The organism is Amycolatopsis sp. WAC 04169 (assembly GCF_003947535.1).
Classification (GTDB): Bacteria; Actinomycetota; Actinomycetes; order Mycobacteriales; family Pseudonocardiaceae; genus Amycolatopsis; species Amycolatopsis keratiniphila.
In genome coordinates, this window is the sequence record NZ_QHJI01000001.1 from 249365 (window position 1) to 263770 (window position 14406).

Annotated in this window: 16 protein-coding genes; 12 read left to right on the forward strand and 4 right to left on the reverse strand. The window is 67.6% G+C overall.

Features of this window, described 5'->3' with window-relative positions:
* Positions 1–54 precede the first annotated feature (54 nt).
* The 3 genes from DMC61_RS01265 to DMC61_RS01275 all read left to right on the forward strand — a co-directional run bounded on the left by DMC61_RS01265 (position 55) and on the right by DMC61_RS01275 (position 2278).
* Complete coding sequence (locus tag DMC61_RS01265; RefSeq protein WP_016338223.1) at positions 55–1008, forward strand: daunorubicin resistance protein DrrA family ABC transporter ATP-binding protein; 954 nt, start codon at positions 55–57, stop codon at positions 1006–1008.
* Positions 1005–1808 carry an ABC transporter permease gene (locus tag DMC61_RS01270; protein WP_125686155.1) on the forward strand — a complete coding sequence of 268 codons (804 nt, stop codon included), beginning with the start codon at positions 1005–1007 and terminating at the stop codon, positions 1806–1808. The genes DMC61_RS01265 and DMC61_RS01270 overlap by 4 nt, the downstream gene beginning before the upstream one ends.
* Before the next feature lie 98 nt (positions 1809–1906).
* Positions 1907–2278: a YciI family protein gene (locus tag DMC61_RS01275; RefSeq protein WP_125686156.1), complete on the forward strand. Its 372-nt coding sequence runs from the start codon at positions 1907–1909 to the stop codon at positions 2276–2278.
* Between the two features lie 57 nt (positions 2279–2335).
* Here the strand turns inward: DMC61_RS01275 and DMC61_RS01280 are convergent, their stop codons facing one another.
* Positions 2336–2842 carry a DoxX family membrane protein gene (locus DMC61_RS01280; RefSeq protein ID WP_125686158.1) on the reverse strand — a complete coding sequence of 169 codons (507 nt, stop codon included), beginning with the start codon at positions 2840–2842 and terminating at the stop codon, positions 2336–2338.
* 129 nt (positions 2843–2971) lie between these two features.
* On the reverse strand, positions 2972–4003 hold the full coding sequence (locus DMC61_RS01285; protein WP_125686161.1) for a glycerophosphodiester phosphodiesterase family protein: 1032 nt from the start codon (positions 4001–4003) through the stop codon (positions 2972–2974).
* A gap of 71 nt (positions 4004–4074) precedes the next feature.
* Between DMC61_RS01285 and DMC61_RS01290 the strand changes: the two genes are divergently transcribed.
* From DMC61_RS01290 to DMC61_RS01320, 8 genes are all read left to right on the forward strand, one after another.
* The gene (locus tag DMC61_RS01290; protein ID WP_125686163.1) at positions 4075–4836 is read left to right on the forward strand and encodes a MerR family transcriptional regulator; all 762 of its coding nucleotides are present in this window, start codon (positions 4075–4077) and stop codon (positions 4834–4836) included.
* Positions 4837–4948: 112 nt separating this feature from the next.
* Positions 4949–6139 (forward strand): ATP-binding protein, encoded by a 1191-nt coding sequence (locus DMC61_RS01295; RefSeq protein WP_007032375.1) that lies wholly within the window; start codon positions 4949–4951, stop codon positions 6137–6139.
* Between the two features lie 255 nt (positions 6140–6394).
* On the forward strand, positions 6395–6544 hold the full coding sequence (locus DMC61_RS41325; RefSeq protein ID WP_007032374.1) for a hypothetical protein: 150 nt from the start codon (positions 6395–6397) through the stop codon (positions 6542–6544).
* Positions 6545–6778: 234 nt separating this feature from the next.
* Positions 6779–7702 (forward strand): helix-turn-helix domain-containing GNAT family N-acetyltransferase, encoded by a 924-nt coding sequence (locus DMC61_RS01300; protein ID WP_125686165.1) that lies wholly within the window; start codon positions 6779–6781, stop codon positions 7700–7702.
* Between the two features lies 1 nt (position 7703).
* Positions 7704–7979 carry a hypothetical protein gene (locus DMC61_RS01305; RefSeq protein WP_125686167.1) on the forward strand — a complete coding sequence of 92 codons (276 nt, stop codon included), beginning with the start codon at positions 7704–7706 and terminating at the stop codon, positions 7977–7979.
* Positions 7980–8037: 58 nt separating this feature from the next.
* Positions 8038–8394: a YciI family protein gene (locus DMC61_RS01310; protein ID WP_016338231.1), complete on the forward strand. Its 357-nt coding sequence runs from the start codon at positions 8038–8040 to the stop codon at positions 8392–8394.
* Positions 8395–8401: 7 nt separating this feature from the next.
* Positions 8402–9616 carry an RNA polymerase sigma factor gene (locus tag DMC61_RS01315; protein ID WP_125686169.1) on the forward strand — a complete coding sequence of 405 codons (1215 nt, stop codon included), beginning with the start codon at positions 8402–8404 and terminating at the stop codon, positions 9614–9616.
* A 296-nt stretch (positions 9617–9912) separates the two neighbouring features.
* The gene (locus tag DMC61_RS01320; RefSeq protein WP_072029439.1) at positions 9913–10539 is read left to right on the forward strand and encodes a hypothetical protein; all 627 of its coding nucleotides are present in this window, start codon (positions 9913–9915) and stop codon (positions 10537–10539) included.
* Here DMC61_RS01320 and mctP read toward each other — a convergent pair.
* Positions 10536–12179 carry a monocarboxylate uptake permease MctP gene (gene mctP / locus DMC61_RS01325; protein ID WP_125686171.1) on the reverse strand — a complete coding sequence of 548 codons (1644 nt, stop codon included), beginning with the start codon at positions 12177–12179 and terminating at the stop codon, positions 10536–10538. The genes DMC61_RS01320 and mctP overlap by 4 nt on opposite strands.
* Complete coding sequence (locus DMC61_RS01330) at positions 12176–12454, reverse strand: DUF3311 domain-containing protein (protein WP_037334291.1); 279 nt, start codon at positions 12452–12454, stop codon at positions 12176–12178. The genes mctP and DMC61_RS01330 overlap by 4 nt, the downstream gene beginning before the upstream one ends.
* A gap of 204 nt (positions 12455–12658) precedes the next feature.
* Here DMC61_RS01330 and DMC61_RS01335 point away from each other — a divergent pair, with 204 nt between their 5' ends.
* Complete coding sequence (locus DMC61_RS01335; RefSeq protein ID WP_125686173.1) at positions 12659–14275, forward strand: alpha/beta hydrolase; 1617 nt, start codon at positions 12659–12661, stop codon at positions 14273–14275.
* Positions 14276–14406 lie beyond the last annotated feature (131 nt).

Consider the following 14406-nt stretch of genomic DNA (forward strand, 5'->3'; position numbering starts at 1 on the left):
GGATCCGGGAAAAACCCCGGTGCCTTTGTCGGTGCCGGGGTCTAGGTTGGCCGCATGTTCGCGGTTCAGGCGAAAGCGCTGGTCAAAACCTATGGGTCCACCCGGGCGCTCGACGGGGTCGATCTGTCGATCCCGACGGGCAAGGTGCTGGGCCTGCTGGGGCCGAACGGCGCCGGCAAAACGACGACGGTCCGCATCCTGACCACGCTGCTCCGCCCGGATTCGGGCGAGGCGGAGGTGGCCGGGCACGACGTGCTGGCCCAGCCCGACGCCGTCCGGCGGTCGATCGGGCTGTCCGGGCAGTACGCCGCCGTGGACGAGAACCTCACGGGCTTCGAGAACCTGTACATGGTCGGCAGGCTGTACGGGAGCAAGAAGGCCGCGGCGAAGTCGCGGGCGCGTGAGCTGCTCGCCCGGTTCCGGCTGGAGGACGCGGCGGATCGTCCCGCCAAGACGTATTCCGGCGGGATGCGGCGGCGGCTCGATCTGGCGGGCGCGCTGGTCGCCGAGCCGACCGTGGTGATCCTCGACGAGCCGACCACCGGGCTCGATCCGCGCGGCCGGATCGACACCTGGGAGGTCATCAAGGAACTCGTCGCCGACGGCACCACCGTGCTGCTGACCACGCAGTACCTGGAGGAGGCCGATCAGCTCGCCGACTCGATCGTGGTGATCGACAAGGGGAAGGTCATCGCGCGCGGCACCGCCGACGAGCTCAAGCAGGAGATCGGCGGCGAGCGGCTGGAGCTCGTCGTGGCGAACACGAGCGACCTCGCCATGACCACGCAGGTGCTCACCGAGGTCGGGTCGGGCACGCCGTCGGTCGACGAGCACACCCGCAAGGTCGACGTCCTGGTCGAGGGCGGGCCGAAGGCGCTGATCGAAGCTTTGCGGCGGCTGGACGCGCAAGGTGTCGCCGTCCAGGACGTCGCGCTGCACCGGCCGACGCTCGACGACGTCTTCCTTTCGCTGACAGGGCACGCCACGGACGAGGGGGAAAAGAAGTGAGCGCGGTCACGAAGGCCTTTTCCGACGGTGGCGTGATCACCTGGCGGAACCTGAAGAACGTCCAGCGCAACCCGGACTGGCTGATGGCGGCGACGCTGCAGCCGATCATGTTCGTGCTGCTGTTCGCGTACGTCTTCGGCGACGCGATCGGTGGGGAGGCCGGCGGGCTCGCGTACCGGGAGTTCCTGATCGCCGGCATCTTCGCGCAGACGGTCGCGTTCAACTCGGCGTTCACCGTGATCGGGTTCGCGAACGACCTGCAGAAGGGCATCATCGACCGGTTCCGTTCGCTGCCGATCTCGCGGCTCGCGGTGATCTTCGGCCGGACGACGTCCGACCTGGTGATCAGCGTGGTCGCGCTGGTCGTCATGTCGCTGTGCGGGCTGCTGGTCGGCTGGCGGATCCGCGGCAGCTTCCTCGACGCCGTGCTCGGTTACCTGGTGATGCTGATGTTCGCCTGGGCGCTGTCCTGGGTCGGCGCCTGGATCGGGCTCGTCGCGCGCAGTGTCGAGGTGGCGCAGAGCGCCGGGCTGATGTGGATGTTCCCGTTGAGCTTCATCTCGACGGCGTTCGTCCCGGCGGACAAGCTGCCGGGCGTGCTGAAGACGATCGCCGACTGGAACCCGTTCACCGCGGTGATCAACTCGGCCCGTGACCTGTTCGGGAACCGCTTCGGCGCACCTCCGACGGGCTGGCCCGCCGAGAACGCCTCGCTGTACGCGATCCTGTGCTGCATCGCCATCATCGCGATCTTCGCGCCGCTCGCGACGGCCCAGTACAAGAAGGTCGCGAGCCGCTAGAAAAACTTCTGTACAGAATGTCGAACCGCCGTCGAGCCGCTCGACGCGTCGGTGAAGGCGGGGTAGAAACAGCCCCGCCAAGACACTGAGGAGCGACGATGCGGTTTCTGATGATGCACCGGCTGGACGAGAGCGCCCCGGAGGCCTGGAACCCCAGCAAGGAGTTCATCGAGAAGATGGGCGCCTTCATCGAGGACTCGTTCGAGAAGGGCATCCTCATCACGGCGGAGGGCGTGCACCCCTCCGAGCGGGGCGCGAGGGTCCGCAAGGCGCGCGGCGGCAAGATCACCGCGACCGACGGCCCGTTCACCGAGGCCAAGGAGGTCATCGGCGGGTTCGCGCTGATCAACGCCAAGGACCTGGCGGAGGCCGTCGCGTTCGCGGAGACCTACGCGGAGCTGTTCGAGGAGATCGAGGTCGAGGTCCGCACCGTCGTCGAGGCGGAGGACATCGAGGCCTTCACCTCATGACCCCACGCGTTTAGTCCTCTGGATGCGAGGCGCATTCAGAGGACTAAACGCGGGTCGTCACTTCGTGATGGCCTTCTCGGCCTTCTTCGCCAGCTTCTCGGCGCGCTTCTCCGTCTTGGCGGCGGCCCGCTTGGCGCGCCAGCCGAGCGACGGCTTGCCCGCGGTGTCGGCGGCGGCCAGCAGCAGGCCACCGGCGAGGCCGGCGTTCTTGATGAACTGGATCTGCTGCTGCTGACGCTCGGCCGGTTCCTTGATCTCCCAGAACCGGTGCGCGGCCAGCGTGGTCGGGACCAGGCTGCCGAGCAACAGCAGTGAGGCCAGGCGCGGCGCCTTGCCCGCGGCGACCGCGACCCCGGCGCCGACCTTCACCGCGGCGTCGATCCGGACGAGGGTGGCGGGGTCGCGCGGCACCGACTCCGGCACCACGCCCTCCAGCTTGTCGAAGGACTCGGTGAGGAACGGCTCCACGGCTTTGGCGTGCCCCTGGGTGTCCTTCAGCGCGCCGATCCCGCCGGAGATGAAGATCGCGGCGAGGAGCGGACGTGCGACGCGACGGAGAATCACGGTCGTAACCTTTCTGATCCGGACCCGGGAAACAAACCTAACCCCAGTCTTCCCGCCCGCCACCGCGCCGAACCGCGCTAACGGTGTATCCCGGAATATTTCTGTGACGCTAGAAAGCGCTAGATTTCCCTAGCGGGCCCGATACGCCTTCGGCAGCTTGAAGCCGCGCTCGGCCGCGACCTGCCGCAGCCGGTCCGGGTAGTCGGTGATGATGCCGTCGACGCCGTCGTCGATGAGCTTGTGCATGGTCGCCGGGTCGTTCATCGTCCAGGGCACGACCTTGATCCCTGCCCGGTGCGCCTCGGCGACCAGGGCTTTCGTGGTGAACGGCCGGTAGTCGGGGTCGCCGATTTTGCCGCCCTGCGGGTTGCCGTGCACCGGCGAGAGCGCCTTCGCACCGAACGATTTCACCGCGCGGACGGGGCTGCCGCCGAAGTCGTCGATGTCCAGCCCGCCGAGCCACGGCGATTTGCCCGGCTGCCCGACCTGCAGGAACTCGGGCTGGGTGAGCGCGACCGTCGGGATCCACGGTGCGACCTCGCGGAACCGCATCAGCGCGCCCCAGTCGAAACTCTGGATCGAGACGTTGTGCGCGAACCCGCCGCGCACGATCTCGCGCACCGCCCGCTGGACGAACTGCTCACGGGGCGCCGTCTCGTGCGGCGCGGCGGCCTCGACCTTGGTCTCGATGTTGAACTTGATCCCCCACGCGTGGTGGTCCCTGGCCAGCTGGAAGAGCTCGGCGAGCGTCGGCATCTTGGCGCCGGGGGAGAGTGTCTGGCCGGGATGGGCGGGCTGGCGGATCAAACCGCAGTCCAGCGTGCGGACCTGCGCGAACGTCAGGTCCTTCACGTACTTGCCGACGTACGGGTACGCCGGGTCGCCGGGCGTCGCGGGCGCGGTGTCGCGGCACTTCGCGGGCGTCGTCTTGCGGTCGTGGGTGATCACCTCGCGACCGTCCTTGGTGATCTGGATGTCGAGTTCGAGCGTGGTCACCCCCAGCTCCATCGCCTTGCCGAAGGACGCGAGCGTGCTCTCGACCGTGAGGCCGAGCCCGCCGCGGTGGGCCTGGATGTCGAAGGCGCGACGCGGCTGCGCGTCGGCGACCCCGGCCGTCGTCAAGGTCAGCGCAGCGGCCATGACCAGCGCGAATGTCTTCATCCGTGAACCATGCCACGGTCGGGTGAACTTCGATTGACTTTGACGCAACGTCAACCTCTACCTTCGTGGACATGCCGAACGAGACGGAGTGGTCGATCCAGGACATCGCCCGCTCGGCCGGGACCACGAGCCGCACGCTGCGCCACTACGGCGACATCGGACTGCTCGAACCGAGCCGGGTGGGGAACAACGGATACCGCTACTACGACCAGGACGCGCTGGTGCGGCTGCAACGGATCCTGCTGCTTCGCGAACTCGGGCTGAGCCTGCCCGCGATCGGCGAAGTCCTTGAAGGGGAGCAGGACACGACAGCGGCGCTTCGCACCCACCTGAAATGGCTGGAGCAGGAGCGACAGCGACTCGGACGGCAGATCGAATCGGTCAAAACGACCTTGAAGAAGACAGAGAGAGGTGAACAACTGATGGCAACGGAAGTGTTCGACGGCTTCGACCACACGAAGTACGAGAAGGAGGTCACCGAACGCTGGGGCGCCGACGCCTACAAGCAGGGTGACCGGTGGTGGAAGTCGCTGAGCGCCGAGGACAAGAAGGCGCACCAGCAGGAACAGAAGGACATCGCGGCCGCGTTCGGCGAGGCCCGCGCGCAGGGCCTGCCCGCCGACGGTGACGAGGCCCAAGCGATCACTCGGCGGCTGTACGAGTGGCTTCGGCCGGCCGTGCGTGCCGTGTCGAAGGGCTACTTCGCCGGTCTCGGGCAGCTGTACGTCGACGACCCGCGCTACGGGCAGTACGACGAAAAGCACGGCGCGGGTACCGCGGAATACATCCGTGACGCGATGAAGATCTACGCGGAACGCAACCTGAGTGAGTAAGAACGAGGGACGGGGCTGCAGACCCGTCCACTCGGAGTAACCCGCCGCGACACGCCTATCCCTCTATGGCGGAATATCGGACCGACGCTAGAAACGCCGATAGCGTGTGAGAGTGGATCCCATCCGCAACCCCTTCGCCCCGGGTGCCGGCCAACGGCCGCCCGAGCTGGCAGGTCGCGTCCGCGAGCTCCAGGCCTTCGAGGTCGTGCTCGAACGGGTCGCGCGGGGGAGACCCGAACGCAGCCTGATGCTGACCGGCCTGCGTGGCGTGGGAAAGACCGTATTGCTGGGCGAGCTGCGCTCCAGGGCCATCAAGCACGGCTGGGGCGCGGGCAAGATCGAAGCCCGCCCGGACACCGAACTTCGGCGGCCGCTGTCGGCCGCACTGCACCGCGCGATCCGCGACCTCGCCGTACGCCATCGCGCGCCGGACCGGGTCGAGCAGGTGCTCGGCGTGCTCAAGGCGTTCGCGCTGCGCGCCAACAAACCGGACGCGAAGCTCCGCGACCGCTGGCAACCGGGCATCGACGTGCCCGCCGCACAGGGCCGCGCCGATTCCGGCGACATCGAGATCGACCTGGTCGAGCTGTTCACCGAGGTCGCGGAGCTGGCGGCCGACGTCGGTACCGGGGTCGCGCTCCTGATCGACGAGATCCAGGATCTGCTGCCGGAGGACGTTTCCGCGCTCTGCGCCGCCTGCCACGAACTCTCGCAGTCCGGGGCGCCGCTGGTCGTGGTCGGCGCGGGACTGCCGCATGTGCCCGCCGTCCTTTCGGCGTCGAAGTCGTACTCGGAACGCCTCTTCCGCTACGCGCGCATCGACCGGCTGGAGCGCGAAGACGCCGACCTCGCGGTGATGGCGCCGATCGAACGTGAGGACGCGGGCATCGAACCGGAGGCGCTGGACGCCCTGTTCGACGCGTCCGGCGGCTATCCGTACTTCATCCAGGCCTACGGCAAAGCCGCCTGGGACGCCGCGCCGGCGGACCCCATCACCGTGAAGGACGTCCAGGTCGCCGCCCCGGAGGCCGAGTCCGAGCTCGCGGTCGGCTTCTTCGGCTCCCGCTACGAACGCGCGACGCCCGCGGAACGCGAGTACCTGCTCGCGATGGCGGAGCTGACGCAGGGCCGGGACGAGTCCGCCGGGACCGCCGACGTGGCCGTCTACCTGGGGCGGAAGCCTTCCTCGCTGTCGCCTGCGCGGGACAGCCTGATGAAGAAGGGCCTGGTGTACTCCGCCGAGCGCGGGCACATCGCCTTCACCGTCCCGCACTTCGGCCACTACCTGCTCGGCCGGGACTAAGCCTCTCTCAGGCTTTATAGCTTCAGCTCTAGAAAACGGTAGAGACTCCTACTGTCCCTTTGCCGCGCCGTCGGCGTTATCAAGAAGTGACCGGCGCCACCAAATCTCTCCGGTTTTACGCTCATGTTGCCGATGATTCATCGGCAGGTGTGCCAAGTCACCGGATAATCGTTGGCTTCCTTGTGAAAAAGGGTGCATACTAGGAGCACAGCCACGAAGACGCAAGACCTACTCCCAAGGGGATGACAAAAACCGATGAACAACATCGCCGCCAAGCTCCGTGCCCGTCGCGCCGAGGCTCGCACTCGCCGGGCGCTGAACCGGGCGATCGACACCGCGGCCACCGCGACCGTTCGTCAGGAGCTCATCGCTATCTCCCAGGCGCGTCACACGCACATGCGCTGACCCGACAACAACCGTTGTAGGTGTCGCCCGTTCGAGTGACCTACGACACATAGTGCGTGAGGTGTAACGCCGCGGAACGCGGCGTCGATACCCACTACGACCCCGTGATGCTGGCGGACCCCCGACCTGGCAGCATCACGGGGTTTCCATATGTCCGGACCCGAAAGATTTCTTGCCTTCACCGCTTCGCGGAGTAACACTTGACTTCGTCAACGAATCTGTTGAGGTGGTCAAATGAATCGATCCGCAGACCGGGTGGCGACCGTCCGGGCCTTCAACCGCCTGTACACCGGCGTGATCGGCGTCCTCGACGAAGGGCCGGCCGATGCCGAGTACTCCCTGAGCGAAGCCAGGGTCATCTTCGAACTCGCGCAGCAGGATCAGACGCAGGTCACCGATCTGCGCAAACGTCTCGACCTCGACGCCGGGTACGCGAGCAGGCTGCTCGTGAGGCTCGAGGGGCGCGGCCTGCTCACCCGTGAACGCAGCGACGAGGACGCCCGCCGTCAGATCGTCCGGCTGACCGAGAACGGCCGCAAGGCCTTCGCCGTCCTCGACGAACGGTCGGTGGGCAGGATCGGCACACTCCTCGGCCGGTTCGGGGACGACGAGCAGCGACGGCTGCTCGGTGCCATGGACACGATCACCTCGCTGGTCGGCGAGCGCGCCGCGGATCCCACGCTGGTCCTGCGCCCGCCCCGGCCGGGTGACTTCGGCTGGGTGGTCCACCGCCACGGCGCCCTCTACTCCCGCGAGTACGGCTGGGACGAACGCTTCGAAGCACTCGTCGCCCGCGTCGTCGCGGAGTACGTCGACAGGCGCGGTGATCCGCGCCAAGCGGGCTGGATCGCCGAACTCGACGGCGAGCGCGTCGGCAGCATCTTCTGCATGCCCGCCGAAGACGGCGTCACCGCGAAGCTGCGGATGTTGCTCCTCGAACCGGCCGCACGAGGGCGGGGTGTCGGGAAACGCCTGGTCACCGAATGCGTCGAGTTCGCGAGGGCGGCGGGCTACCCGGCGATGGAGCTCTGGACGGTCTCGTTGCTGGAGGCGGCGCGGGCGATCTACCGGAAGGCCGGCTTTCAGCTGGTCAGCGAAGAGACGATCACGGGCTTCGGTTACGAGCTGACCGGGCAGACCTGGCGGCTGGAGCTGTGACGTGTTCGTCGTCTACTGCCCCGTCTGCGATCGGCGGTCCGTGGTCGGGATCGGCTCGATCGATTTCGTCGACGACCTGACCCCGGGCATGATCTCCGTTTCCGGCCGCTGCCCGGACGGCCACTACGCCGTCCTGCTGACCGGGAAGTCCTTCGCAGCCGACGAGCCCTGTGTGCGCGAAGTCCAGCAGGTGTTGAAACGCCGTCGCCGCCGGACCAGGCTTAGTGCCTGGTTCGCGCGGCAGCGTGAACTGCACGACCGGCTCTTCCGTTATTGATGTCGATTCGCCGGGGGCTCGTTCGTCTAGGGGCCATCGATTCCCCAAGGAGGACACCATGCCCAACTACGTCGGTTTCCTGCGGTCCCAGTCGGATTCGCATGATCACCTCGGCCCCGACGAGGCACAACGCGTGCTCGAGAGCTACATCGCCTGGGCGGACGAACGCACGAAGGAAGGCCGTTTCGTCGGCGGTGGCGGGCTGTCGAGGGGCGGCCGGGTGCTGCGCGGTTCCGGCGGCGAGGTCGGCGCGACCGACGGGCCGCACACCGAAGCCACCGAGATCGTCGGCGGCTATCAGGTGATCGAGGCCGTGGACCTCGACCAGGCGGAGAAGATCTTCGCGACGCATCCGCATCTGAGGTTCGGGCCGATCGAGGTGCGCAAGATCGGCGAACGCGGTTGTGAGGACTGAGGCCGTCATGAGCCGCCCGGCCGGCGTGGTGGAGCACCTGTTCCGGCACAGTGCCGGGCGGATCGTCGCCACGCTGGCCAGGGCGCTCGGCCCCGAACGCCTGGACCTGGCCGAGGAGGCCGTCGCCGACGCGCTGGAACAGGCGCTGCGGACCTGGCCGCAAAGCGGGGTGCCGGACAATCCGCGCGGCTGGCTGTTCCGGGCCGCGCGGAACCGGGCGATGGACGTCGTGCGGCGCGAGCAGACCTTGCGCGCGCTGCTGCCGCGGCTCGTGGAGCTGAACGGCCACGAAGCCGACGAGCGTACGGACGACGAGCTCGTGTTGATGTTGCTGTGCTGCCATCCCGCACTGCCGAAGGTCTCGCAGGTGGCGCTGACGCTGAAGACCGTCGGCGGGCTCGGGGTGAACGAGATCGCGGCGGCCCTGCTGACGAAACCGGCGACCGTGGCGCAGCGGCTCGTGCGGGCGAAAAAATGGCTGCGGGAGTCGGGAAAGTCTCTCACCCTGCCAGGTCCGGACGCGCTTGAGTCCAGAGTGGACAGTGTGCTGGCCGTGCTCTATCTGCTGTTCAACGAGGGCTATGACGCGACCACCGGCGAGGTCGCGGTGCGCGGCGAACTGTGCGGCGAGGCGATCCGGCTGGGGCGGCTGCTGCTGGCCGAGCCGAAGACGGATCTGCCGAGGGTGCGGGCGCTGGTCGCGCTGATGCTGTTGCAGGGGAGCAGGCTGCCCGCGCGGGTCGACCGGGACGGTGACCTGCTGCTGATCGAGGAGCAGGACCGCGACCGCTGGGATCACGCGATGATCGCCGAGGGGACGCGGCTGTTCGAGCGGGCGTGCACCGGGCCGGAGATGTCGGCGTATCACGTCGAAGCGGCGATCGCGCTGTGCCACGGCACGGCTTCGTCGCCGGACTGGCGCCGGATCGTCGGCCTGTACGACGACCTGCTGGCGCTGCGGCCGTCGCCGGTGGCGCGGCTGAACCGCGCGATCGCGCTTTCGATGGTGGACGGTGCGGCGGCCGGGATCGCCGAACTCGAAGCCGTCGAGGCCGACCTGCCGGACTACACGCTGCTGCCCGCCGTCCTCGGCGCGCTGTGGCTGCGGGCCGGCGACCCCGGGCGGGCCGCCGAGCACTACCGGCGAGCGCTCGCGCTGCCCTGCTCGGAACCGCAGCGGCGTTTCCTCACCCGGCGCCTGGCGGCCTGCTCACCCGATTGACCAGGCCTTTTTCGCTTCCCCGCGCGTACCCCACCCCCCACCGCTCCCAGGGGGGCGCGCCCCGCACCAGCGTATCGGGAGGGGGTGACGCGGGGTGGGGTCCGGCGGTCCAGGGGGCCGAGTTGTCCACAACGGCGGGTGGGTGTGGACAACTCGGGGTGGGTGTCTCGAAGGGGGCCTTTGGGACGTTGAGCGTCTCAAAGGGGCCCTTCAGGACTCGGAGATCCGGCGGGTGACACGTCGGCGTCCAGCGCGGAAGACACCCCCAGTTCACGTGGGCACGGTTACCTGGGCGAGTGAACTGGACGGCGTACGTCGACGGCTATTGCGAACGCCTCGCCCCCGGTCTCTGGGGCGAGCCGCTCAACAGTCTCAGCAATCTCGCGTTCCTGATCGCGGCGATCGCGGTCTGGCGGCAGCCGAGGGGCCGCGTCTTCGCCGTCCTCATCGGACTGGTGTTCCTCGGCAGCACAGCCTTCCACCTGCTCGCCACCCGCTGGTCCGCGGCCGCCGACACCGCCTTCATCCTGGTGTTCGTCCTGTACTACGCCGCCGTGTTCCCGCATCTGTTCTTCGGCGTCCGCCGCGGGCTGTCGTGGCTCGGCATCCCCGTGTTCCTCGCCTTCACCGCCGTCGTCGCGTCGCTGGGCGGCGGGCTGTACCTCTCGGCCTTGCTCGGGCTCGTGATCTTCGCGATCGTCCTCAGGGGCGAACACCGCCGCAGGTTCGCCCTCGCCGCGGGCGTTTTCGGGGTGTCCCTGTCGTTCCGCACGGCCGACCACACGGTCTGCGGGAGCTTCCCCGCCGGAACGCACTTCCTCTGGCATCTGCTGAACGGCCTCACCCTCTACCTGGCGGCGACCGCGGCCACGAAAAGGGCCGCGTCCCGGCAGGACGCGGCCCCTTCGATCAGCGGTGACTAGTGGACGCCGATTTCGCGGAGATCCTTGTCGTGCTCGTCGGCGTGGTAGTCCGCGGCATCGGTGTCGTCCGTGCCGTTGAAGACCTTCAGCTGCCGCGCGATCACCGTGAAGATCACGGCGACCAGCAGGTTCGCGATCAGCGCCACGAACCCGACGTAGATCTGCAGCTGCGAGCCGCTGAGCGGGTGCCAGCCGAAGATCGACAGGTCCCCGAGCTTCAGCGCCGAGCCACCGAAATGCGCCTTGCCGGTCGCCGGGTTCGGGATGTTGTAGAGCATGATCATGCCCCACCCGATGCCGACCACCCAGCCGGCGATCAGGCCCCAGCGATGGAACCACCGCGTGTAGAGCGAGATCGCCACCGCCGGCAACGTCTGCAGGATCAGCACACCGCCGATGAGCTGCAGGTCGATCGAGAACTGCGGATCGATGAACAGGATGAACGCCACCGCGCCGAACTTCACGATCAGCGAAGCGAGCTTGGCCTGCTTCGCCTCCTGGCCCGGCGTCGCGTCCTTCTTGATGTACTCCTTGTAGATGTTGCGGGTCCACAGGTTGGCCGCCGCGATCGACATGATCGCCGCGGGCACCAGCGCGCCGATGCCGATCGCGGCGAACGCGATCCCGGCGAACCACGACGAGAACTGCGAGTCGAACAGCACCGGGACCACGGTGTTCGTGTCGGGCTTGCCGGTGGCGTTGTTGGTGATCGGCTTGACCGAGGCGCTGATCGCGACGTAGCCGAGCAGCGCCAGCAGGCCCAGGACCAGCGAATACGCCGGAAGCGCGACCATGTTCCGCTTGATCACGCTGCGGCCGCGCGAGGCGAGCACGCTGGTGAGCGAGTGCGGGTACAGGAACAGCGCGAGCGCCGAACCGAGCGCCAGCGTGGCGTACTGCAACTGGTTGTTGGTGTTGAGCAGGATGCCGTCCGCCGGCGACGGCGTCTTGTCGAACTTCGCGTCGGCCGCGTCGAAGATCGCCGACCAGCCGCCGAGCTTCGAGGGCAGGTAGATGATCGCGACGATGATCACCAGGTAGATCAGGATGTCCTTGACGAACGCGATCAGCGCGGGCGCGCGAAGGCCCGACTGGTAGGTGTAGACCGCCAGGATGATGAAGGCGACCAGCAGCGGCAGGTGGCCGACGATGCCGGAGCCGTTGATGCCCATGGTCCGCAGGACCGCCTCGAGGCCGACGAGCTGCAGCGCGATGTACGGCATCGTCGCGACGATGCCGGTGATCGCGATCAGCAGCGCCAGCGTCGGCGAACCGAACCGGCCGCGGACGAAGTCGGCGGGCGTGACGTAACCGCGGACGCGCGAGACCGACCACATGCGCAGCGCCGGCATCAACACGATCGGGTAGACGATGATCGTGTACGGCAGCGCGAACAGGCCCATCGCGCCGGCACTGAACATCAATGCCGGGACGGCCACGAACGTGTAAGCCGTGTAGAGGTCACCGCCGAGCAGGAACCAGGTGATCCACGAGCCGAACTTGCGGCCGCCGAGACCCCATTCGTCCAGGTGGTCGAGGGTGTTGCCGGCCTTCCAGCGCGACGCGACGAAGCCGAGCACGGTGACCACCGCGAAGAGGATCGTGAAGATGATCAGCTCTGGCCATTGGATGTTGGTCACTTCACATCCCCCTCGTCGAGCTCGTCCACGGACAGCCGGTCGGGACGCTCACTGGTCGGCTTGTCCTTGGTCATCACGTAGACGATCCAGGTGCACAGGACGCCGACCGCCACGAACACGAATTGGAACCAGTAGAAGAACGGCATCCCGAACAGCCGGGGACCGTCCGAATTGAACAAGGACGTGATCAGCACCAGCAACGGGATGATCAACAGGAGGTTCCAGGGGCTGAACTGAAAACCCCTCACCTTCCCGTCTGCCTTACCTGACGCCATCGGACCTCACCTAACGTTCCCGTACCCCCGGATCGACCCGATGACCCTAGAACCTCTCACCCGCCCGGGTCACGCGTGCCGGATATCGATTTGATCAGCGACACCTCATACGACGAAGGGCGGTTGCCGTCGGAGTCCCCGGCGGATATCAATAGCCGCAAGTCGCGAACAGGAACTTCGCACGCAACATCAAAGGGGCATCGGATGAAGAAACTCCGCTATGCGGTGGTGATCCCGGCTGTCGCCGGCACCATGCTGGCCGGGTTCACGCCTGCGTTCGCAGGTCCGGAGGCTGCCGGGCAGCAGCCGCTGAACTCCACCAACATTCCGGCGAAGTACGCGGACCAGAAGCTGGACTGGCACAAGTGCACCGCCAGTGAGCTGCCGTCCGCGCCGCCTCCGGGGGCCGAGAACATCGAGTGTGCGACCTACCGCGCGCCGCGTAACTGGTACAAGACGAACGAGGCCATCGACCTGACGATCGCCGTCAGCCGCCTCGCCGCCACCAGCGGCAAAGCGACGGCCAGTGTCATCACGAACCCGGGTGGCCCCGGCGCTCCGGGCCGTAACTTCCCGGCCCGTCTGCGTAACCAGACGAAGCTGCGCGCGAACCAGGAGATCATCGGTCTCGACCCGCGCGGCACCGGCAAGAGCACCAACATCACCTGCGGCAACGCGATCGGCACCGGCTCCGACCTGGACCCGCGCGACCGCAGCCGGGCGAACCTCAACCTGATCCTGGACGCCACCAAGTACGCGGCGGACTCGTGCCAGGTGAAGTCCGGCGAGCTGGGCCCGCTCATCAACACCGCCCAGACCATCCGCGACATCGACCTGCTGCGTGTCCTCCTGGGCCGCGACAAGATCAACTGGGTCGGCTACTCGGCGGGCACCTGGATGGGCGCGCACTACGCGCAGCAGTTCCCCACCCGGACCGGCCGCTTCCTGCTCGACTCCTCGACCGAGTTCACCACCACCTGGCAGAACTCGTTCGACGGGCAGCCGCTCGGCTTCGAGCGCCGCTGGCGTCAGGACTTCCTGCCGTGGATGGGCAAGTACGACAAGCTCTACGGCTTCGGCAAGACCGGTGAGGCCGCCCGCCAGACGTACGAGAAGGTCCGCTTCGCGCTGACCCAGAACCCGGTGGAGGTGGACGGCGTCCCGGTTTCGGCCAACGCCCTCGACTCGACCATCGCGTCGTACCTCTACTCGAAGCGCAACTTCCCGGCGCTGGCCGACTACCTGGTCAACCTGAAGACGCTGACCGAGGGCACCTCGACGCAGCAGCAGAAGTCGTCGGCCGCGAAGAAGGTCAAGGCCGAGACGGTCGACGGTGACGGCGTCATCGGCCCGCAGCCGCTGTTCGTCCCGACCGACGGCGACTCGTACAACGCCAGCTTCTGGACCATCCCCTGCAACGAGGGCCCGTGGTACGGCAACCGGAACAGCGTCATCCGCCAGTCGCAGAAGCTGATCGACCGTGATCTGCCGCTGCTCGGCGCGGGCTGGCTGATCCAGCCGTGCATCTTCTGGAAGAACAAGCCGGTCGACCTGCCGAAGCTCGACGGCCGCGGCGTCCCGCCGGTGCTGATCGTCCAGTCGGTGAACGACCCGGCGACCCCGATCGAGGGCGCGACCCGTGCGCACCGCGCGTTCGCCGGTTCGCGGATGATCACCGTGACCGGTGAAGGCGACCACGGTATCTACGCCGGCGGCAACGCGGGTGTGGACAAGGTCGTGGAGGACTTCCTCGTCGACGGCAAGGTGCCGAACGACCAGAGCCTCCCCGGACTCCCACTTCCGGTGCCCGCGGGCGCCTGAAGCCACTAGGGATTGTGGCCCCGTCGAGTTTCGGCTCGGCGGGGCCCTTTTCTTGGGTTTGTCCACGACCTGTGCACAGAGTTGTCCACAGGCTGGGGGTAACTCGGTGGGACAACTCCACGGGCGGTGGT

What these genes read in the sequence shown, in the direction of transcription:
- DMC61_RS01265 (WP_016338223.1), top strand. Translation starts at nt 55, where the DNA reads ATGTTCGCGGTTCAGGCGAAAGCGCTGGTCAAAACCTATGGGTCCACC.
- DMC61_RS01275 (WP_125686156.1), top strand. Translation starts at nt 1,907, where the DNA reads ATGCGGTTTCTGATGATGCACCGGCTGGACGAGAGCGCCCCGGAGGCC.
- DMC61_RS01285 (WP_125686161.1), bottom strand. Translation starts at nt 4,003, where the DNA reads ATGAAGACATTCGCGCTGGTCATGGCCGCTGCGCTGACCTTGACGACG.
- DMC61_RS01290 (WP_125686163.1), top strand. Translation starts at nt 4,075, where the DNA reads ATGCCGAACGAGACGGAGTGGTCGATCCAGGACATCGCCCGCTCGGCC.
- DMC61_RS41325 (WP_007032374.1), top strand. Translation starts at nt 6,395, where the DNA reads ATGAACAACATCGCCGCCAAGCTCCGTGCCCGTCGCGCCGAGGCTCGC.
- DMC61_RS01300 (WP_125686165.1), top strand. Translation starts at nt 6,779, where the DNA reads ATGAATCGATCCGCAGACCGGGTGGCGACCGTCCGGGCCTTCAACCGC.
- DMC61_RS01310 (WP_016338231.1), top strand. Translation starts at nt 8,038, where the DNA reads ATGCCCAACTACGTCGGTTTCCTGCGGTCCCAGTCGGATTCGCATGAT.
- DMC61_RS01315 (WP_125686169.1), top strand. Translation starts at nt 8,402, where the DNA reads ATGAGCCGCCCGGCCGGCGTGGTGGAGCACCTGTTCCGGCACAGTGCC.
- DMC61_RS01330 (WP_037334291.1), bottom strand. Translation starts at nt 12,454, where the DNA reads ATGGCGTCAGGTAAGGCAGACGGGAAGGTGAGGGGTTTTCAGTTCAGC.
- DMC61_RS01335 (WP_125686173.1), top strand. Translation starts at nt 12,659, where the DNA reads ATGAAGAAACTCCGCTATGCGGTGGTGATCCCGGCTGTCGCCGGCACC.